Origin of the sequence: Kribbella sp. NPDC050241 (genome assembly GCF_044459685.1) — a bacterium.
Taxonomy (GTDB): Bacteria; Actinomycetota; Actinomycetes; order Propionibacteriales; family Kribbellaceae; genus Kribbella.
The window spans coordinates 279,910-298,390 of sequence record NZ_JBITJE010000001.1; the positions used below are offsets into that span (position 1 = coordinate 279,910).

Below are 18,481 nucleotides of genomic sequence, written 5' to 3' on the forward strand. Positions count from 1 at the left end.
GTGTGCTTGCGCGGGTATTCCGGTACTACGGGTTACCCTTGCGGCGGTTGGTGCAAACAGGGGAGAGCTGGGGAATGTTGAGCGGTTCGGTGAGGAAACACGGCCTTGCCATGGTGGGGATCTGCGCGATGCTGCTGGTGGGCACCGCGTGCAGCGACACCGAGGCGGGCGGATCGCCGTCGGCGGGGGCCACACAGAGCGGTGGTACGCCGGGTGCCTCGAGCAGCCCGGGCACCTCGTCCAGCCCGTCGGAGAACCCGGCCGCAGCGAGCATCTCGGTCGTCCCGGCCAAGGGTGCGGCCTCGGTCGAACCGGATCAGCCGGTGACCGTGAGCACCACCGTCGGCAGCCTGAAGGCGATCACCCTCAAGGACGACGACGGCGACAAGGTGACCGGCAGCTTCAACACCGACCGGACCAAGTGGACCTCCACGCCGCAGCTCAAGCCGGGCGCGTCGTACAAGCTGAGCGGCACGGCCGAAGGCACGGACGGCGCCACGGTCCCGATCAGCTCGACGTTCGAGACGCTGAAGGCGGCGAGGAGCCTGAAGGCCTCGGTCGCCCCGCTGAACGGCGAGACCGTCGGCGTCGCGATGCCGATCCAGATCTACTGGAACAACCCGGTCAAGGACCGCGCCGCGGTCGAGAAGCGCCTGTCGGTGAAGACCTCGGTCCCGGTCACCGGCAGCTGGCACTGGGTGAGCAGCACGCAGGTCAACTACCGGCCGATGAACTACTGGCCGGCCGGCACCAAGGTGACCGTCGGCATCGCCACCCAGGGCGTCAACGCGGGCCGCAACACGTGGGGCACGGCCAGCCGGACCATTGCCTTCAGCATCGGCAAGTCGGTCGTCAGCAACGTCAGCGTGAAGACGCACTCGATGACGGTGACGATCAACGGCAAGCTGGCCCGGACCATCCCGATCACCGCCGGCAAGGACGGCTTCACCACCCGCAGTGGGGTGAAGGTGATCATGGAGAAGTTCCCCACCAAGCGGATGGACGCCGCGACGGTCGGCATCAAGCCGGGCGACCCGGAGTACTACAACATCAGCAACGTGAAGTGGGCCCAGCGAGTGACGAGCTCCGGCGAGTTCATGCACGGCGCGCCGTGGTCCGCCGGCAGCCAGGGCAGCGCCAACGTCAGCCACGGCTGCGTCGGTATGAGCCTCAAGGACGCCCAGTGGTACTTCGCTCAGACCCTCCGCGGCGACCCGGTCATCGTCACCGGCACCACCCGCCGCATGGAGCCAGGCAACGGCTGGACCGACTGGAACACCACCTGGGCCAACTACAAGGCCGGCTCAGCCCTGTCCTGAGAGCGCCAGCATGGCGACGAGCACTTCGTCGGCGTGCAGGACCGGCAGTGAGTGGTGGGTGGCGGTCGCGATCCGTACGACGCTCGCCCCGGCGGCACTGGCTCGTCGGGCGACTTGGTCGGGGTTGTGGGCCTTGCTGCGGTCCGCGACGACGACCAGGGTCTCGGTCTCGAGTTGCTGGACGTCGGGCCTGCGCGGCAGGACCGGTCGAGTGGTGGGCTCGACAGCGGCCAGGCCGGCCAGGTGCATCCAGTCCGGGTCGACGGGCAGGCCTTGCGTCTCCCAACGCAGGAACGACTCGGTGCGGGCGGGGCTGGGCCTTAGGAGCGAGGGGAGCGCTCTGGCGACGTACCTCGGCTTGAGGCCGGTGAAGCAGTCGGTCGGGTCGATCAGCGCGAGGCTGTTGACCCGCGCCGGGTTCCGGACGGCGTACGTGAGTGCGATCCGGGTGCCGTAGGAGTGCCCGCACAGCACAGCCTGCCGGATCTCCAACGCATCCAGTACGCCAGTCAGCCAGGCCATCAGGTCGTCCACCGTGCGCGGTGGGGTCGCCGTACTGCGGCCTGCGTCGCCGGGGAGGTCGAGAGCATAAACGCGGTACTGCTCCGCAAGCCGGGGCGCGACGGTGAACCAGACCGCTGACGTGGCGCCGTGGCCGGCCAGCAAGACCAGGGGAGGGGCGTCCGACGGGCCGCACGCGTTCACGTGCGTGCCGGTGAGGTCGAGGTGTTCCACCGGGGCACCCCAGCGGCGGAGGAGAGCGTCGTACGCGTCCTGGAAGGTCATAGCGCGAGAATAGCTCACTGAGTGAGGTAAATTGTCGGGCATGCGTGAGGGAGTGAAGCCGGCCGACCCGGAGCGGGCAGCGGCGCTGGAGGTGGTGCACCGGCTGCGGGAGGTCGCATTGCGGCTCGAGCTGGCAGTGGGGGAGTTCGCCCGCGCGACCGGTTTGCATGCGACCGACGTACGGGCGCTCACGCGGCTCCTGGATGCCGAGCGGGCCGGTGTGGAGGCGACGCCGGGATGGCTCGCCCAGCAGCTCGGGATGACCTCTCAGGCGACGACGGCGGTCATCCACCGCCTGGAGGCTGCCGGGCACGTCGAACGCCTCAGAAGCCGCTCAGACGGTCGCAGCGCTCGACTGCAGGTGTCCGAGACGGCTGTCGACCTCGGCTGGCGGTTCTTCGGGCCGCTCCTCGAGCGCCTGATCGGCATCACCGAGCAGCTGGACCAGCGCGACAGGTCGGTCATCAGCGACTACCTGACCACGGTCGCTGACGCTCTCGAATAAACCGAAAGGCCCCGGCGAGACGCCGGGGCCTTTCGGGTGGTGCTGCGATCAGGAGCGGTCGCTGGTGACTTCGCGATACGTCTCGGTCTCGCTGAGGTCGTGGATCTCGTCCGCGTCGTGAGCGTGCTCGTGAGCCGCCTCCAACTCGTGCGTCGTCGGCTTCTGGATCGCGTCGGCGTAGTAGAAGCGCGACAGCCGGGCACGGAGCTTGTTCAGGGCCCGGCGCGGGGCGCGGACGCCGTTGTCGTCGGTCTCCGGACCGATGTCGAGCGGCAGGACCCGGTCGTGCGCCGTGAGGCTGTACGCCTCGTAGTTCGAGATCGGCTCGTGCTTCTCCGTGTATTTGCCCTCGGGGGAGCGGACGATCACACCGGTCTCCAGACCGTGCATCAGCCGGTCGTTGTCCGAGCGCTGCAGCGAGATCGCGACCCGCCGGGTCACCCAGAAGGCGAGCACCGGGCCGATGAACACCGCGAACCGGAGGAACCAGGTCACGTTGTTCAGCGACAATCCGAAGTGGGTGGCGATCAGGTCGTTACCGCCACCGATCCACAGCAGCGCGTAGAAGGTGATGAACGCCGCACCGATACCGGTCCGGGTCGGCATGTTCCGCGGCCGGTCGAGCAGGTGGTGTTCGCGCTTGTCACCGGTGATCCAGCTTTCGATGAACGGATAGAGCGCGACCAGGGTGACGAAGGCAGGAGGTATCAGCAGGGCCGGGATGATCAGGTTCCAGCTGAGCGTGATGCCCCAGAAGTGTGACTCGAATCCGGGCATGATGCGGACCGAGCCTTCCAGCCAGCCCATGTACCAGTCCGGCTGGGATCCCGCCGTCACCTCCGCTGGGTTGTACGGGCCGTACAGCCAGACCGGGTTGATCTGCAGCAGCGCGCCCATCAGCGCGGTGATGCCGAACACGACGAAGAAGAAGCCGCCGGCCTTGGCGGTGTACACCGGGAACAGCGGGTAGCCGACCACGTTCTTCTCGGTCCGGCCGGGCCCGGCGTACTGCGTGTGCTTGTGGTACACGACCAGGAACAGGTGGACCGTGACCAGGGCAAGGATCAACCCCGGAATCAGCAGCACGTGGATGGTGAAGAAGCGGGAGACGAATTCGTCACCCGGGAACTCGCCACCGAAGATGAAGAAGTTCAGGTACGTCCCGATGATCGGGGAGGCCCCGATCATCCCCTGGGTGATGCGTAGACCGGTGCCTGACAGCAGGTCGTCGGGGAGGCCGTAGCCGATGAAGCCCTCGATGATGCCGAGGAACAGCATGGTGAAGCCGATCACCCAGTTCAGCTCACGCGGCTTGCGGAACGCGCCGGTGAAGAAGATGCGGAGCAGGTGCACCATCATCGCGGCGATGAACAGGACCGCCGCCCAGTGGTGGATCTGCCGCATCAGCAGACCGCCGCGGACGTCGAAGGTGATGTCCAGCGTCGAGGCGTAGGCCTCGGACATGGGCAGGCCCTTGAGCAGGCTGTACGAACCCTGGTACTCGACCTCGCCCATCGACGGCTTGAACCAGAAGGTCAGGAAGATGCCGGTGAGGATCAGGATGATGAAGCTGTACAGCGCGATCTCGCCGAGCATGAAGGACCAGTGGTCCGGGAAGACCTTGCGCAGGTTCTTCCGGCCGATCTTCGCGATCCCGAGGCGGTCGTCGAGATATTTGACCGGTGGCGGGAACTCTTTGTCAGACACTGCAGTCACCCTCGTTCGAAGAAGCTCGGGCCGACCGGCTCGGTGAAGTCGCTCTGCGCGACCAGGTAGCCCTCTGCGTCCACTGCCAACGGTAGCTGAGGCAGCGGGCGGGCCGCAGGACCGAAGATGACCTTGGCGCCGTCGGCCAGGTCGAAGGTCGACTGGTGGCATGGGCAGAGCACGTGGTGAGTGGTCTGCTCGTACAGGGAGATCGGGCAACCGACGTGGGTGCAGATCTTCGAGTAGCACAGGATGCCGTCGACACCCCAGTTCTCCCGGCCGGGAGGCGTCTGGATCTCGCTGGGCTTGATCCGGACCACGATCACCGCGGACTTCGCCTTGGAGTTCTGGTACTCGACCGGGCTCTCCTCCTGCATCGCGGCCAGGTTCGCCGGCGCGGCATTGACCAGCTGGCCCACGATCATGTCGGACGGCTTGATCGGGCGGTCGGTGACGTCGTTGACGACGCGGATGCCCTTCGCCCAGATCGTGCTGTAGAGCGCGCGGCCCGGCAGCGGACCGAGGTCACGCAGCAAGATGATCGCCGGCAGGCCGAGCAGGCCCAGTCCGGTCAACAGCCCACGGCGGATCAGCTTGCGCCGGGTGAAGCCGGATTCCGCCACACCCTGCTGGAACGCGTCGGAGATGTCGGCGATCTGCTCCGGCGAGGAGTGCGCGGGGTGCCGGTCCTCGGCGATCTCCTCGTCGACCATCAGCTTCTTGGCCCACTGGATCGCGCCGGCGCCGAGCAGGAAGAGGGCCAGGCCGATGCACAGGCCGATGACCATGTTGTTGGCGTTGCCGGACAGCGGCCCGAACACGAGATTGGCGTCGCGCGGGATGGCGAAGTACGCCACGCAGGACCCGAGGGAGAGCAGACCGGCCAGGGTGAACATCACCGAGACCTGGCGCTCGACCCGGTCGGCCGCCTTCGGGTCGATGTCGGTGATCCGGTACTCGTGCGGCTCGATTCCCGGGTCCGGGATCGGCTCCGCCACCTGCACCTGACTGTGCTCTTCCTCCGCCTTCACGGCCGGAAGGTTCTCGTCGTGACTCATTCGGCCTTCGCTCCCTTGGCCTTGACGCCCTTGGCGCCGATCCACACCGCTACACAGACCAGCAGGCCGATACCGACCAGCCAGCCCCACAGACCCTCCGAGACCGGGCCGAGCCGGCCGAGGCCGAACCCACCCGGGTCCTTCTGCTGCTGAAGCGCGTTCAGGTACGCGATGATGTCCCGCTTGTCCTCCGGCTGCATCACCTGGTCGGAGAAGACCGGCATCTGCTGCGGACCGGTGAGCATCGCCTCGTAGATGTGCTTCGGGTCGACGTTCATCAGTGACGGCGCGTACTTGCCGTTCGGCAGTGCGCCGCCGCGGCCGGCGAAGTTGTGGCACGCCGTGCAGTTGGTCCGGAACAGCTCGCCACCGCGGGTGATCTGCTCGTCGGTGGCCTTGCTGATGTCGTACGACTCCTGGGCCGGAACCGCCGGGCCGGGGGCGAGCGAGGCGACGTACGCGGCCAGGGCCTCGATCTCCTCCTGCGTGTACGACGGCGTCTTGCGCGGCACCTGGGCGCCGGGCTGCATGGCGGGCATCCGGCCGGTGCCGACCTGGAAGTCGACGGCGGCCGCGCCGACCCCGATCAGCGACGGGCCGGCCATCTTGCCCTCGCCGTTCCCGCCACCCTCGGCGTTCAGGCCGTGGCAGCTGGCGCAGCCGACCGCGAAGAGCTTCTTGCCCTCTTCGATCTGCTGGGACTGGGCCGAGTTGTCCGCCACCGCGTCGTCAGGGGCGAACGCGGCGTACGCCGAGCCCACTGCCAGGAGGCCGAAAAGAAGCACGACGAGGCCGGCGGACCGGTGCCGTCGTCGCGCAGAGAGAAAGCGCGCCGGTGACAAGGAAGGTCTCTTCTCACTCATTTGAGCAGGTAGATGGTCGCGAACAGGGCGATCCAGACCACGTCGACGAAGTGCCAGTAGTACGACACGACGATCGCCGAGACGGCCTGTTCGTGGGTGAATTTTCGAGCCATGTACGTCCTGGCGAGGACGAACACGAAAGCGATGAGGCCACCGGTCACGTGCAGACCGTGGAACCCGGTGGCCAGGTAGAAGACCGACCCGTACGGCGACGACGAGATCGTCAGGCCCTCGTGGACCAGCTTGGCGTACTCCGTCACCTGGCCGGCGATGAAGACCGCGCCCATCAGGTACGTGAGGATGAACCACTCACGCATACCCCAGGACCGGATGTTCGTCAGTGCGCCGGACCGGCCCACCTTGCCGTGCTCGGCGGCGAACACACCCGCCTGGCAGGTGAACGACGACGCGACCAGGACGAACGTGTTCACCGAGGCGAACGGGACGTTCAGCAGCTCGGTGGACGTCTGCCACAGCGTCTCCGTACCCGGAGCGGCGGCAGCGGTCGTGACTGACCGGATGGTGAAGTAGGCCGCGAACAAGGCGGCGAAGAACATCAGCTCGCTCGAGAGCCAGACGATCGTGCCGACACTGACCATGCTGGGACGGTCGTGGTGTCCGTGTTCACGAGACGCTGGGAGCGCGGTTGCAGTGGCCACGCGGTCATTATGTCGTTCCAGGTATCGACCGCCACGACCACCCCCATGCATGTCGTCAACTCGTTGTTCTTACTGTGGAACCGTGCTTCCTCTCCACGCCGGGCCCGGCGACCAGATCGAGCCGTTCACCGCGCTCCGGTTGCTGACGGGCTGGACCTTCGAGCCGGTGTTACTCGGCGTGACCATTGCCCTCGGCGCGCTCTACCTGTACGGCGTCCACCGGCTGCACAAACGGGGTGACAAGTGGTCCCGGTGGCGCACTTTCGCCTTCGTCGGACTGGGTCTGGGAAGTGCTGTGATCGCCACCCAGTCGGCTCTCGGCACCTATGACACGGTGCTGCTCAGCGTGCACATGGCCCAGCACATGATCCTGTCGATGCTGACGCCGCTGATGCTCGCGCTCGGTGCGCCGATCACGCTGGCCCTGCGGACCCTGCCGCGGCGTCCGCGGAAATGGTTGCTCTCCGTGTTGCACTCGCGGTTCGCGAAGGTGCTCTGCTTCCCGCTGATCGGCTTCACTCTGTTCGTGCTGAGCCCATGGGCGCTCTACTTCAGTGGCTGGTACGACGCCACGCTGCATTCGGCCGTGTTGCACGACCTGCTCCATCTGCACTTCATCCTGGTCGGTTCGCTGTTCTTCTGGCCGCTGCTCGGCCTCGACCCGGTACCCGGCCGGGTGATCTACCCGTTCCGGCTGATGCTGGTGTTCCTCACGCTGCCGTTCCACGCCTTCCTCGGCATCACGATCATGTCCGCGAACAAGCTGATCGCCGAGGACTGGTACACCAGCTTCGGCCGGTCCTGGCCGCCGTCACCGCTGCACGATCAGTACATCGCCGGCGGCCTGCTCTGGGGGTCCGGCGACCTCGTCGGGGTGGTGTTCTTCGGCGTGCTGTTCGTCCAATGGGTGCGCGAGTCGCAGCGCGAGGCCCGCCGCGAGGACCGCCGGCTGGACCGGTTGGAGGAACAGGCTCGCCGGGCCGGACAGGCACCCCGGTAGCATTCGCCGTGTCCAGTCTTCTCAGAACACAGCTTGGGATGGATCGATGAGTTCAGAGCGTCCGCTGAAGGTGCTGGTCTACAGCGATGACCGCACGACGCGGGAGTCCGTCCGGCTGGCGTTGGGCAAGCGGCCCGCCGCTGATCTGCCCGAGCTCGAGTACGTCGAGTGTGCGACCGAGCCGGCCGTGATCAAGTCCATGGACAAGGGCGGGATCGACCTGGCCATCCTGGACGGCGAAGCGGTTCCGGCCGGCGGCATGGGCATTGCCCGGCAGCTGAAGGACGAGATCTTCCAGTGCCCGCCGATCCTCGTCATCACCGGTCGTCCGCAGGACGCCTGGCTGGCGACGTGGTCGCGGGCCGAGGGTGCGGTCTCGCACCCGATCGACCCGGTGCGCATGGCCGAGGTCACCGCGGACCTGCTCCGGCAGCGGCTGGCCACTCTCCCCGCCACCACCGCCTGACGCACTATGCCTGCCTACACCTGGCCCCAGGTGCTCAATCCGCTGCTGCGGCGCGAGGACCTGGACGCGTCCGCCACCGCGTGGGCGATGGAGCAGATCCTGTCCGGCGCGGCGTCACCGGCCCAGCTCGCGGGGTTCGTGATCGCGCTGCGGTCCAAGGGCGAGACGGTGTCCGAGGTGGAGGGCCTGGTCGCGACGATGCGCGACTTCGCCACCCGGGTCTCGGTCCCGGGCCGGACCTTGGACGTGGTCGGTACCGGTGGTGACCAAGCCCACACCGTGAACATCAGCACGATGTCGGCGATCGTTGCCGCGGGCGCCGGCGCGAAGGTGGTCAAGCACGGCAACCGCGCGGCCTCATCGGCTTGCGGTGCGGCCGACGTACTCGAAGAGCTCGGGATTCCGCTCGACCTCACCGCGGCGCAGGTCGCGGAGGTGGGGGAGCGGGCCGGGATCACGTTCTGCTTCGCGCCCGCGTTCCACCCGGCGCTGCGACATGCCGCCGTACCTCGGCGGGAGCTCGGCGTACCGACGACGTTCAACTTCCTCGGCCCGCTGGCGAACCCGGGTGATCCGTCCGCGCAGGCCGTCGGCGTCGGGGACGCGCGGATCGCCGGGCTGATGGCCGGCGTGCTTGCGCGACGGGGGATCGACGCGTTGGTGTTCCACGGTGATGACGGGCTGGACGAGTTGACCACCCGGACCACGTCGCAGGTGTGGATCGTCGGTGGCGGAACGGTCGAAGGGCCGTTCACGGTCGACCCGCGGGAGCTGGGGATCGAGCCGGTGACCGCGGATGCGCTGCGGGGCGCGGATGCCGCGTTCAACGCGAAGGTTGTGCGGGCGCTGCTCGAGGGCGAACCGGGTGCGGTGCGGGACGTCGTACTGCTGAACGCGGGTGCCGCACTGGCGGCGTACGAGCCGACCGAGGGTCCGATCACCGCGCGGATCCGGGCCGGGATGGACCGGGCCGCCGAGGCGATCGACTCGGGTGCGGCGAAGGAGACTCTGGATCGGTGGATCGCGGCCTGTGCCGAGGTGCGCTGACTGATCTGGCTCAGGCCGGCCGGGGCGCTCCCCGGCCGGCCTTTCTGCTTGTCCAGCGCCGTCTGCCGGCTAGCCGTTGATCTTGATCTGCTTGACCTTGTTGCGCCAGATCTGCTGCCAGGTCGGGGTGCTGCCGGCGATGTCGGCGATCGACACCATCGCGGTCCCGTCGCCGCGGTCGATCACGACGATCATGATCGTGGAGAACGTCTCCTTCAGCTTGGGCACGCTGACCGCCACCTTGGTGGTGATCTCGTGCCCCTTGTGGCCGTTGATCGTGATCGCCTTGTGCGTGGTGCCGGACAGCTTCGCGTCCTTCGAGTACAGGCCGACGATCGCCCGCGTACCCGCCTGGACCGCGGCCGCCTTCAGGCCGGCCGGCGTCGTACTGAACTTGATGTCCGGGGCGAGCTGGCCGAACGAGACATAGTTGCCCCAGTCGACCCCCTTCTGGCCGGTGTAGTCCTTGTGCACGACGAAGAAGATCGCGGCGCCGCCGTGCACACCGGACCGCTGCGCGTCCTGGTTCTGCCAGGCCGCGCTCATGATCGGCATCGTGTCGTTGTTGGCGGCAACCAGTTCGGTCCCTAGCACCTTGCCGATCGGTGGTGGCGTCTCCGTCGGCTTCACGGACGGGGACACAGTTTGCAACGGCTTCGAGATCCCTGTCGGCAAGGCAACCGGGGTGACTGCGTCCGCCTTGGTCCAGATCCAGCCGACGCTGAGCCCGGTCGTCGCCAGGGCGGCGACCACCAGCACCAGAGCCCCGATCAACCGAGCCCTGGCAGCCGTATCCAGCGACGCCTTGCCACCACTCCGCCGGCGCCGCGCAGTCGTGATCCCATACGCCTCGTCCCCACCCTCCGAGCCATAACCCGCCTGCCCGTACGGCGTCTGTCCCGCATGCTGCCCGTACGGCGATTGCCCGGGCTGCTGCCCATACGCCTGGCCGTGCTGCTGTCCGTGCGACGGCTGTCCTGCGTGCTGGCCCGACCCCGGTTGCCCGTACGACGGCTGTCCGGACTGCTGCCCATACGACTGGCCGGGCTGCTGTCCATACGGTGCCTGCCCGGGCTGCTGTCCGTGCTGCTGTCCGTACGCTGCCTGGCCAGCGTGCTCGCCCGGACGCCCAGGACCCTGCGCGGCCGCCCCGTGCGCCTGCTGCCCCGGCTGCTGCCCGAACCCGTGCTGCCCTGGGCGCTGCGCTGGCTGCCCCAGGCCCTGCCCCGAGTGCTGTGCCTGTTGCTGCTGCCCGTACGCCTGCTGCCCCGGGCGCTGCGCCTGCGGCGGCTGCACCGGAGGCTGCCCGGAGTGCTGAGCCTGTGGCGGCTGCCCGTATGGCGGTTGACCCGGCTGCTGCGCCGGTCCCGGCGGCGCGGCCGCTTGCCGTTGGGGCTGTGCGCCGTACGGCTGCTGACCTTGCTGAGGTGAGGCCGGCGGCTGAGCCGCGTGCTGCGGCCGGCCCGGCTGCTGGGACTGCTGATAGCCCGGCTGCTGGTTTGCACCCTGCTGAGTCGGCTGCCCGGCTGCCGGCTGTCCGCTGTTCGGCTGGCTTTGCGGCTGTCCGCCGTACTGCTGCGCCTGCGACTGCCCGCCGTACTGCTGACTGGGCTGTTGGGGCTGGCTGTACTGCTGCGCCGGCGGCTGTCCGTGCGACGTACTGGACGAACGTGGCGGCGGGGGAGGAGGTGGCGGCGCCGGAGCGGGGGACTGACCGAACAACGGATCAGACGACCCACCCAGCCCACCGGACGACCCACTCAGCGGCTCATGATCCAGCGGGTCCGGAACCGAGTGACGCCGGTCCGCGGCCGACGGCGGTGCGGACGTGAACCACGCATCCGGTGCGGGCGGCGCAGGCGACGTACCGGACAACGAGTCACCCGCCCCAGACTGCCCGAGCGACCCACCCGCCCCGGACTGCCCGAGCGACTCACCCGCCCCGGACTGCCCGAGCGACTTACCCGCCCCGGACTGCCCGAGCGACTTACCCGCGTCGTACGACCCGAGCGACTCACCCGCGTCGTACGGCCCGAGCGGATCCCCCGACGAGGGATCGCGAGGGTCGCCGTCCGGCCGGTTGTACCCGGCGGGCGGTTGCGGTGGTGCGCTGTGCCGCGCTGAAGGGCGCTGGGGCGGTTGCGGGGTCTGGTCTTCGTTCTCAGCCAACGTTGATTCCCTTGTAGGCCTGGCTCTCGGCGGTCCTCAGATCCGGCCGGTTGATCGGTATGTCGCTGATGTACGCGACGGCGGTTCCGTCACCGAGGTCGAAGACGGCCACCGTTAGCGTAAGCACCCGGGCGGTCAACTGCGTCGACTTCGCGGTCACTGTCTGCTGAATGAACCACCCCGACTTGCCGGACCGCGTCACCGCACCGCTCCCGGCGCTCTTGAACGTGACCGGTACGTCGCCGTACATCGATGTCTGCACCTCGCGCGACAGCCAAGCCGCGGTCGCCTTCGGGTCGCCGTTGAAGCCCGAGGCGGTACCCAGCGCGCCGACGAAGATGTCGGCGTACCAGTCGTTCTGGCCGTCGAAGTTCTCCTGCAGGAGCATGTACTGGCCGCTCGAGTTCTGCAGTTGCGCGACGAGCCGCTTCCGGTCCGACCATGGCGAACTCCGGCGCGGGAACGAGATCGCGTCCGACGAGATCCGCTCACCCTCGTGCAGCTTCGGATTCTTCGACTGCCCCGGCGTCGTAGTCCCCGAGGCGCTCGGCTGCCCCGTCGGCTGAGTTGCACTCCGCTCGCCGGTCGGCTGACTGGTCGGCTGGTTCTCCGGCCCCGCCTTCTCGTCGTTCCCCGAAGTGATCACGAAGAACCCGGCGATCACCAACATCACGCACGCCACAGCCCCGCCCACCATCAACCAGACCCTGCCCCCAGCCCCACCAGACTTCCCCTTCCCCCCACGAGCCCCACCCCCAGCCCGAACCCCCCAACTCTGCCCCTCACTCCGCCCACCCGGCCCACCCTGCTGCCCACCAGCCGATCCGTCAGCTCCACGCTGCCGCCGGCCCCACCCATCAGCTCCACCACCCTGTTGCTGACGGCCCCATCCGTCAGCCCCGCTGTGCTGCCCACCCCAGGCGTCACCCGCCGCCTGGCCGCCGCCACCCCAGGCGTCACCCGCAGCCTGCCCGCCGCCACCCCATGCCCGACCACCAGCCGCCCCGGCGTCAGCACCCTCGTGCTCCCGCCGACCCCAACCCGCGCCCCCAGCAGCCTGCCCACCCCAAGCCTGCCCGCCACTAGCCCCCTGCTCCCCGTCACCCGCCGGCGTACGACCCCACGGCCCAGTAGTAACCGACCCACCCCTCGCCGCCGACCCGCTACTCGCCGTCGGCTCGCCACTCGTGGTCGACCCACCACCCACCTGCCCGCCGCCCCACGTTCCAGCAACCGCCTGGTCGCCGGCCTGCGATCCACCACCCCAGCCGTCAGCACCGGCTGCAGTCTGGTCGCCGGCCTGCGATCCACTACCCCAGCCGTCAGGACCGGCTCCTTGGTCGCCGGACTGCGGTTGACGACCCGAACCGCCACCACCCGCCGGCCCGCCGCCACTCCACGCTCCGGCGTCCCCCTGACTACCGCCGGCCCGCTGCTCATCACCCCACGCTCCGGCGTCCCCCTGACTACCGCCGGCCCGCTGCTCACCAGCCCACGCCGCGGCCTGACCGCCGGCCTGCGTTCCACCACTCCAGCCGTCACCACCGGTGGCCTCGCCGCCACTCGACGGCTCGGCGTTCGCCGGGTCACCAGCCTGCTTTCCCCACGCCCCAGCGCTGCTCTGCGCGCCGCTGTCGTCCGGCTGCTCCCCGCGTTCCCAAGCCGCGTCGCCAGTCGGCTGTCCGCCCGGCGACCCACCAGCCGGCTGCTCCCCGCTGCGGGGTGCGTCATCCGTCGCGCTTTCCGGAAAGGATTCGCCGCTGAGGGACGATTTGTTTCCGGGAAGCGGGCTCGTTGGGGTCAGGTGTGGCTGATGGTGCCGATCAGGTGGTTGTTGCGTTGTTGGTGGTGGGTGGGGCGGAGACTGCTCGCCGCTCTCGGTCTTCTCACCACCCCACGGCCGGGAAGTCGCGGAATCACCGTCGCCCGGTCGTTGCTGTACGTCGTCAGCCGATGGGTCAGCGCTGGTGCGCGGGTCGTCCGCACCCGTCTGGTCGTCGGGCTCTGTCGCGCCGTTCCCAGGCCGTGACAATGGCACAACGTTCGTGTGCTGCCGATCGTCGGCTGCCTGTTCCGGACGACTGCTCGAGGTCCCGTCGGCTGCCTGTCCTGCACGAGCGCCTGGACTCTCGGCGGTCTTCTGCTGTGCACCAGCCCCGGTCCGGTCGCCCGCCTCGCCTGAGCCGGTCGATTGGTCGTCACTGGTCGTCTGCCCGCGTGGCCCAGCGTTCGGCTGGTTGCTGTCGTGGCCAGCCTGACGAACCCACGGGTTGCTGTTCTCCTGCTGGGGGTCGTCGCTGGTCGCGTGCTCGGTCGTCGTTGATCCGGCGCCAACCGGCTTGGCGTCGGCGGTTTCCTGGTCGGCAGCGCTGGTGGGCTGTTGTTCGCGGCTTGGTGAGGACCTGTCGGGCTGCTGCTGTGCCGCGTTTGGCCGGTTGTCGTTAGTTGTCCGCGCGGCCTGCGCGTCGGTCGCTGGGGGTTGTTGAACCGACGGGTTGTTCGTGTTGTCGGTTGACGTGCGGCCGGTGATCTGTGGGGTTTCGCCCCATCTCTCAGCGGCTGTCTCTTTCGCGGTCGCCTGGCGCGGCGGCTGCGCCTCGGCCGGGTCGGGCGGAGCCGGCTCGTGGGTGGGGGCGCTGGGGTTCTGCTTGCCGTCCGAGGCTGGTGGTTGCTGGACGCCCCAGAGGCGCTGGGCTTCGTTGGCGTCTGCTTGCTGGACTCCCCAGGTTTGGCTGGCCTGGTGGGTGGCCCAGTCGGGCGGCTGTCCGGAAGCGTCGTGCTCGGCGTTGGGGTGCTGTGGTTGGTCCGCGTTCTCGTCGGGCTGGTTCGCCGGGTTCTGCGGCTTGAGGGTTTGGATGTTGGGGTGGCCTTGTGAGGGGTCCCGCGGGTTGTGGGGTGCCCACTGGTCTGAGGACGTGGGCGTGACGAGCTGGGGGTTCCAGGTCGCGCGGGCGCGGTCTCCTGGATCCAGGTTGGCTTGTGGCGTGTGCTGCTCGACGGGCGGCGTGTGGTCAGCCGGCTCGTTGGCAGTTGGTGCCGAACTCGTGGTGGTCTCGCCCGCAGGCTGTGCCTGGGGCGTGCTGCTGTTGCCCGCAGGCTGTGCGGGGTTGGCGGTGGACTCGCCCGCGGCCGGTGCCGAACTCGTCTCGCCTGCCGCCGGTGCCGGGTTGGATTCGGCGGCGGGGTGGTCGGGGAGGTCTTCGTGTTCGGTGCGGTTGGTCCATTGCGTCCCGTTCCACCAGCGGATGGTGTTGGGCTGGCCGGTGGGGTCCGGGTACCAGCCTGCGGGAGGGTTGCTCATGAAGTCACGGTAACTTCGCCGCGTGTCAGTGGAACGGTCGTTTTACTGCGTCAGCTGCCGTCCTCTTCGCCGAGGCTGAAGGCTGCCTCGAGGTCGTGCGAGGAGTATGCCCGGAACGCGATGTGGGTCTCGGTGCTGACGACGCCGGGCACCCGGTTGACGTGGTCGGGGATGACGGTGGCGAGGTCGTCGTGGTGGGCGACCCGGACCATCGCGATCAGGTCGAGCCCGCCGGTGACGGAGTACACCTCGCTGACACCCTCGATCGCCGCCACCTGCTCGGCGACCTCCGGGATCCGTGCGACGTCGGCCTTGATGAACACGATCGCGGTGACCATGCCGTCCTCTCCTAGAGCTCACATCCCAACCCGCTGAAGCATAGTGCGGCCCACCCCCTGACCCGCTGCCAGCACGGACGACGAAACGGGATCAGACCGGATCCAGACGCCGGAGGGCAGCGGCGGTCGAGGGATCGGCGGGAAGGAAGGCCTCCATGCGCAGCTCGGACAGGGTGACGTCGACAGCCGTGCCGAAGCGGGTGAGGGTCGTGATGAGGCGCAGGTCGCCCTGCGCGGATCGAAGGTGCAGCGGTACGGCGAACCCGAGGTGGCCCGGGGTGAGGTCCGGCCGAGGCGGGATCAGCCCGGTGAGTTCCTCGATGAGGGCATCGGACTCGGGAGCTGGGTTCTGCACGGCCTCGCGCGTCAGAGCGTCGATGACATGCCACGACCACTCGGGGAAGTTAAGGATCCGAGGAGCGAGGCCGTCAGGGTGGAGGAGCAGGCGCGGGATGTTGGTCGGTGGGCTCAGCAGGCCATCCGAGATCCCGGCCGTGAGGACGTGGAAGGTCCGGTTCGCGAGCACCAGGTCGCCGCGCCGGTCGACGGCGACAGCCGGGTACGGGCGGTGGCCCTCGAGGATCTCGGTCAGCGCCGTTCGGACCGCGCCGAGGCCCGCTCCGTCGTACGGCGTCTCGTCGTACGCGGGGGCGTACCCGCCGGCCAGCAGCAGCGCGTTGCGGTCGCGCAACGGGAGTTGGAGCGATTCGGCGAGCCGGATGACCATCTCGCGGCCGGGGATCGAGCGGCCACTCTCGATGAAGCTGACGTGGCGTTGGGTGGTGCCGGCGCGTACGGCGAGCTCCAGCTGGCTGACGCGTCGGCGCGTCCGCCAGAGGCGGAGGCCGGCGGACAGCTGGGAAGGACTGGTGGAGATCAGCACCCGTCCTGTCTAGCCGATGGCACCGACAGTTCCGGCGCGATACCTGGCAGGGAATTGTTCGTGGCTGGGCTCCTCGGCAAGGTCGTAGCAAGGGCGACAGCAGCTCGCCTGGTCGCGAGGAGGAATGTCTTGTCCGATGTGAAGAACCCGGCCGAGGAACTGGCAGATCGCTATGTGGCCGTGTGGAACGAGCCCGATCCCGGCGTACGCCGGAAGGCGGTCGAAGAACTGTGGACCGAGGACGGTGTGCACCTGCTCGAGCCGCCGGAGGAGATGGTGACGCGGGCGGCGGAGATCGGGGTGGTCGCGGTGTTGGAGGCTCGCGGTCATGATGCGCTGAGCCGACGGGTGACGCGGGCGTACGACGAGTTCGTGGCGCCGGGGGAGTTCGTGTTCCGGCGGCGGGGTGAGGCCGCGGCGCTGAGCGACATGGTGAAGCTGCGCTGGGAGATGGTGCCGGCCGGCGGGGGAGACGTGCTTGCCGTGGGCATCGATCTGTTGGTGCTCGGCGCGGACGGCCGGATCCAGAAGGATTATCAGTTCATCGAGGCGTGAGCGCGGGACCCACTGGGCGCATTCGGCGGCGGCGCTCAGTGGGGTGTTGGTGTTGCTCGGAATGGGAGTTGTCGAGGCGGGTCAGGTGGCGGGCGGCGCCGGAGATCGGGCAGGTCCAGGTGCCGTCCATCTCGACCAGGCGAATGCCGGGCTGGTCCAGCCAGCGGAGCACGAGGTCGATCTCCTCGGGCGAAGCTGAGGCGACCGGGCCAATACCCGGAAGCACCGTCTCGGCAGACGCCCGGAGCATGTCGAGGTATCTGCGGGGATCCGTGCCCCGCGGGCTGATCCCGGCGGCCGCGAGCCGGCCGCGGCGGATCACGTGGAGCTCCCAGCCACCGTCGTCAGTACGCCGGGCCGCGCAGATCTCCGCGCAGCCGGTCACGGACGCCATCCGCTGCATCCGCGCCGAACTCCGCACGAACGCACTCAACCGATCCCGCTGTACGGCGGCGTCCTCGAACCGTTCGTCCGCCGACAGCAGGTCGATCCGCCGGTCCAGCGCCTCGACCACCGGCGTCGGGTCCGCGGTCAGCGCCGTCCGCAGCGCCGTCACGAATTCGCCGTAGGAATCGGCGGAGATCCGGCCGTCGCACGGCGCCACGCAGCGGCCCATCTCCGCCAGCACACACGGAGACAGCTGTGGCGTCCGCGACATCCGCGCCGTGCACTGCCGGATCGGGAACGCCTCGTGCAGCGCCGCCATCGCCCGCTCGGCCGTCTTCCGCGAGCTGAACGGCCCGAGATAGCCGGCGTCGTCGTCACGCACCTGTTTCACCAACGACAGTCGCGGAAACGGTTCGACAGTGACCTTCAGCCAGTGTTGCCGCTCCGGGAACTTCGACCTGCGGTTGTACCGCGGCTTGTGCTCCGCGATCAGCCGCAGTTCGCGGATCTCCGCCTCGAGCGACGTCCCGCACTCGATCCCGCGGACGCCGGTCGCGATGCCGATCATCTCGCCGATCCTGGTGCGGGTCTCGGACGCGGTGAAGTACGACCGCACCCGGTTCCGCAGGTCCTTCGACTTGCCGACGTACAGCACCTCGCCGCGGTCGTCGGTGAACAGGTACACACCCGGTGCGTGGGGCAACGTTTCGGACAGATGGCGCTTGGCTCGCACGGCCGGCGCGACGCGGGACGAGAACGTCTGCAGGTCCTCCAGCGTCTGCACGCCCAGCGAGCCGACGCGTTCGAACAGCCCGTGCAGTACGTCGACTGTCGCGCGGGCGTCCGACAACGCGCGGTGGTTGGGTGCCGTGGTCGCTCGGAACAGCTTTGCCAACGTGCCGAGCTTGCAGTTCGGTGCCTCGTCGGGGGTGATCACCCGGCGCGCCAGCAGGGCCGTGTCGACGACGGCGAAATCGGGCCAGTCGTACCCGTGCACGAGGCTGTCGTGCTTGAGGAAGCCCATGTCGAACGGCGCGTTGTGCGCCACCATCACGCAGCCCCTGGCGAACTCCAGGAACGCCGGCAGCACCGAATCGATCCGGGGTGACGAGGCAACCATCAGGTTCGTGATACCGGTCAGCACGGCGATGAACGGCGGGATCGGATCGGCCGGGTTCACCAGCGTCTGGAACTCGCCCAGCACCTCGCCGCCACGCACCTTCACCGCGCCGATCTCGGTGATCCCGGATTCGCCCGGCGCGCCACCGGTGGTCTCCAGGTCGACGATGCAGAACGTGATGTCGCGCAGCGGCGTACCCAGGTCGTCGAAACTCGGCTGGACGCCACGGATCGGCATCAGCGGTTCCGGTTCCGGCGCGCGCACTGGGCTGGTCATGTCCAAGACGCTAAGAGCCCCCACCGACAATTCCGCAGGTGA

Annotated in this window: 16 protein-coding genes; 6 read left to right on the forward strand and 10 right to left on the reverse strand. The window is 68.7% G+C overall.

All coding sequences use genetic code 11. The features are described 5' to 3' along the window. Nucleotides 1–89 precede the first annotated feature (89 nt). Nucleotides 90–1,319 carry an Ig-like domain-containing protein gene (locus ACIBG5_RS01240; protein WP_396389424.1) on the forward strand — a complete coding sequence of 410 codons (1,230 nt, stop codon included), beginning with the start codon at nt 90–92 and terminating at the stop codon, nt 1,317–1,319. Here ACIBG5_RS01240 and ACIBG5_RS01245 read toward each other — a convergent pair. Then, nucleotides 1,305–2,105 carry an alpha/beta fold hydrolase gene (locus ACIBG5_RS01245; protein WP_396389425.1) on the reverse strand — a complete coding sequence of 267 codons (801 nt, stop codon included), beginning with the start codon at nt 2,103–2,105 and terminating at the stop codon, nt 1,305–1,307. The two genes, ACIBG5_RS01240 and ACIBG5_RS01245, sit on opposite strands and share 15 nt — an antisense overlap. A 40-nt stretch (nt 2,106–2,145) precedes the next feature. Here ACIBG5_RS01245 and ACIBG5_RS01250 point away from each other — a divergent pair, with 40 nt between their 5' ends. Beyond that, nucleotides 2,146–2,610: a MarR family winged helix-turn-helix transcriptional regulator gene (locus ACIBG5_RS01250; RefSeq protein ID WP_396389426.1), complete on the forward strand. Its 465-nt coding sequence runs from the start codon at nt 2,146–2,148 to the stop codon at nt 2,608–2,610. A 48-nt stretch (nt 2,611–2,658) separates the two neighbouring features. Here ACIBG5_RS01250 and ACIBG5_RS01255 read toward each other — a convergent pair whose 3' ends face one another. Genes ACIBG5_RS01255 through ACIBG5_RS01270 form a run of 4 tightly spaced genes read right to left on the reverse strand, consistent with a single transcriptional unit; the run spans nt 2,659 to nt 6,897 of the window. After that, nucleotides 2,659–4,317 carry a cytochrome bc complex cytochrome b subunit gene (locus tag ACIBG5_RS01255; RefSeq protein WP_396389427.1) on the reverse strand — a complete coding sequence of 553 codons (1,659 nt, stop codon included), beginning with the start codon at nt 4,315–4,317 and terminating at the stop codon, nt 2,659–2,661. Nucleotides 4,318–4,322: 5 nt separating this feature from the next. Then, nucleotides 4,323–5,375: a Rieske 2Fe-2S domain-containing protein gene (locus ACIBG5_RS01260; protein ID WP_396389428.1), complete on the reverse strand. Its 1,053-nt coding sequence runs from the start codon at nt 5,373–5,375 to the stop codon at nt 4,323–4,325. Continuing rightward, nucleotides 5,372–6,238 (reverse strand): c-type cytochrome, encoded by an 867-nt coding sequence (locus tag ACIBG5_RS01265; RefSeq protein ID WP_396389429.1) that lies wholly within the window; start codon nt 6,236–6,238, stop codon nt 5,372–5,374. The genes ACIBG5_RS01260 and ACIBG5_RS01265 overlap by 4 nt, the downstream gene beginning before the upstream one ends. Next, complete coding sequence (locus ACIBG5_RS01270; protein WP_396389430.1) at nt 6,235–6,897, reverse strand: heme-copper oxidase subunit III; 663 nt, start codon at nt 6,895–6,897, stop codon at nt 6,235–6,237. The genes ACIBG5_RS01265 and ACIBG5_RS01270 overlap by 4 nt, the downstream gene beginning before the upstream one ends. An 82-nt stretch (nt 6,898–6,979) precedes the next feature. Here ACIBG5_RS01270 and ACIBG5_RS01275 point away from each other — a divergent pair, with 82 nt between their 5' ends. Genes ACIBG5_RS01275 through trpD form a run of 3 tightly spaced genes read left to right on the forward strand, consistent with a single transcriptional unit; the run spans nt 6,980 to nt 9,410 of the window. Continuing rightward, nucleotides 6,980–7,897 carry a cytochrome c oxidase assembly protein gene (locus ACIBG5_RS01275; RefSeq protein ID WP_396389431.1) on the forward strand — a complete coding sequence of 306 codons (918 nt, stop codon included), beginning with the start codon at nt 6,980–6,982 and terminating at the stop codon, nt 7,895–7,897. Between the two features lie 46 nt (nt 7,898–7,943). Beyond that, the gene (locus tag ACIBG5_RS01280) at nt 7,944–8,363 is read left to right on the forward strand and encodes a hypothetical protein (RefSeq protein WP_396389432.1); all 420 of its coding nucleotides are present in this window, start codon (nt 7,944–7,946) and stop codon (nt 8,361–8,363) included. Nucleotides 8,364–8,369: 6 nt separating this feature from the next. After that, entirely contained in the window at nt 8,370–9,410 is a 1,041-nt protein-coding gene (gene trpD / locus ACIBG5_RS01285; RefSeq protein WP_396389433.1) for an anthranilate phosphoribosyltransferase, read from the forward strand. Between the two features lie 69 nt (nt 9,411–9,479). On the opposite strand, the gene ACIBG5_RS01290 is transcribed toward trpD, so the two are convergent. The 4 genes from ACIBG5_RS01290 to ACIBG5_RS01305 form a co-directional block, all read right to left on the reverse strand. Next, nucleotides 9,480–11,579 carry a hypothetical protein gene (locus ACIBG5_RS01290; protein ID WP_396389434.1) on the reverse strand — a complete coding sequence of 700 codons (2,100 nt, stop codon included), beginning with the start codon at nt 11,577–11,579 and terminating at the stop codon, nt 9,480–9,482. Then, a complete protein-coding gene (locus ACIBG5_RS01295) occupies nt 11,572–12,276 on the reverse strand; it encodes a PT domain-containing protein (RefSeq protein WP_396389435.1) in 705 nt (234 codons plus the stop codon). The genes ACIBG5_RS01290 and ACIBG5_RS01295 overlap by 8 nt, the downstream gene beginning before the upstream one ends. A 2,654-nt stretch (nt 12,277–14,930) precedes the next feature. After that, the gene (locus ACIBG5_RS01300; protein WP_360454758.1) at nt 14,931–15,218 is read right to left on the reverse strand and encodes an Lrp/AsnC ligand binding domain-containing protein; all 288 of its coding nucleotides are present in this window, start codon (nt 15,216–15,218) and stop codon (nt 14,931–14,933) included. 91 nt (nt 15,219–15,309) lie between these two features. After that, the gene (locus ACIBG5_RS01305) at nt 15,310–16,101 is read right to left on the reverse strand and encodes a helix-turn-helix domain-containing protein (RefSeq protein WP_396389436.1); all 792 of its coding nucleotides are present in this window, start codon (nt 16,099–16,101) and stop codon (nt 15,310–15,312) included. Between the two features lie 129 nt (nt 16,102–16,230). On the opposite strand from ACIBG5_RS01305, the gene ACIBG5_RS01310 reads away from it, so the two are divergent. After that, on the forward strand, nt 16,231–16,656 hold the full coding sequence (locus ACIBG5_RS01310) for a hypothetical protein (protein ID WP_396389437.1): 426 nt from the start codon (nt 16,231–16,233) through the stop codon (nt 16,654–16,656). Here ACIBG5_RS01310 and ACIBG5_RS01315 read toward each other — a convergent pair. Further along, on the reverse strand, nt 16,643–18,439 hold the full coding sequence (locus ACIBG5_RS01315; protein ID WP_396389438.1) for a DEDD exonuclease domain-containing protein: 1,797 nt from the start codon (nt 18,437–18,439) through the stop codon (nt 16,643–16,645). The genes ACIBG5_RS01310 and ACIBG5_RS01315 overlap by 14 nt on opposite strands. Between the last annotated feature and the right edge of the window lie 42 nt (nt 18,440–18,481).

What these genes read in the sequence shown, in the direction of transcription:
- ACIBG5_RS01245 (WP_396389425.1), bottom strand. Translation starts at nt 2,105, where the DNA reads ATGACCTTCCAGGACGCGTACGACGCTCTCCTCCGCCGCTGGGGTGCC.
- ACIBG5_RS01250 (WP_396389426.1), top strand. Translation starts at nt 2,146, where the DNA reads ATGCGTGAGGGAGTGAAGCCGGCCGACCCGGAGCGGGCAGCGGCGCTG.
- ACIBG5_RS01260 (WP_396389428.1), bottom strand. Translation starts at nt 5,375, where the DNA reads ATGAGTCACGACGAGAACCTTCCGGCCGTGAAGGCGGAGGAAGAGCAC.
- ACIBG5_RS01265 (WP_396389429.1), bottom strand. Translation starts at nt 6,238, where the DNA reads ATGAGTGAGAAGAGACCTTCCTTGTCACCGGCGCGCTTTCTCTCTGCG.
- ACIBG5_RS01280 (WP_396389432.1), top strand. Translation starts at nt 7,944, where the DNA reads ATGAGTTCAGAGCGTCCGCTGAAGGTGCTGGTCTACAGCGATGACCGC.
- trpD (WP_396389433.1), top strand. Translation starts at nt 8,370, where the DNA reads ATGCCTGCCTACACCTGGCCCCAGGTGCTCAATCCGCTGCTGCGGCGC.
- ACIBG5_RS01295 (WP_396389435.1), bottom strand. Translation starts at nt 12,276, where the DNA reads ATGGTGGGCGGGGCTGTGGCGTGCGTGATGTTGGTGATCGCCGGGTTC.
- ACIBG5_RS01300 (WP_360454758.1), bottom strand. Translation starts at nt 15,218, where the DNA reads ATGGTCACCGCGATCGTGTTCATCAAGGCCGACGTCGCACGGATCCCG.
- ACIBG5_RS01315 (WP_396389438.1), bottom strand. Translation starts at nt 18,439, where the DNA reads ATGACCAGCCCAGTGCGCGCGCCGGAACCGGAACCGCTGATGCCGATC.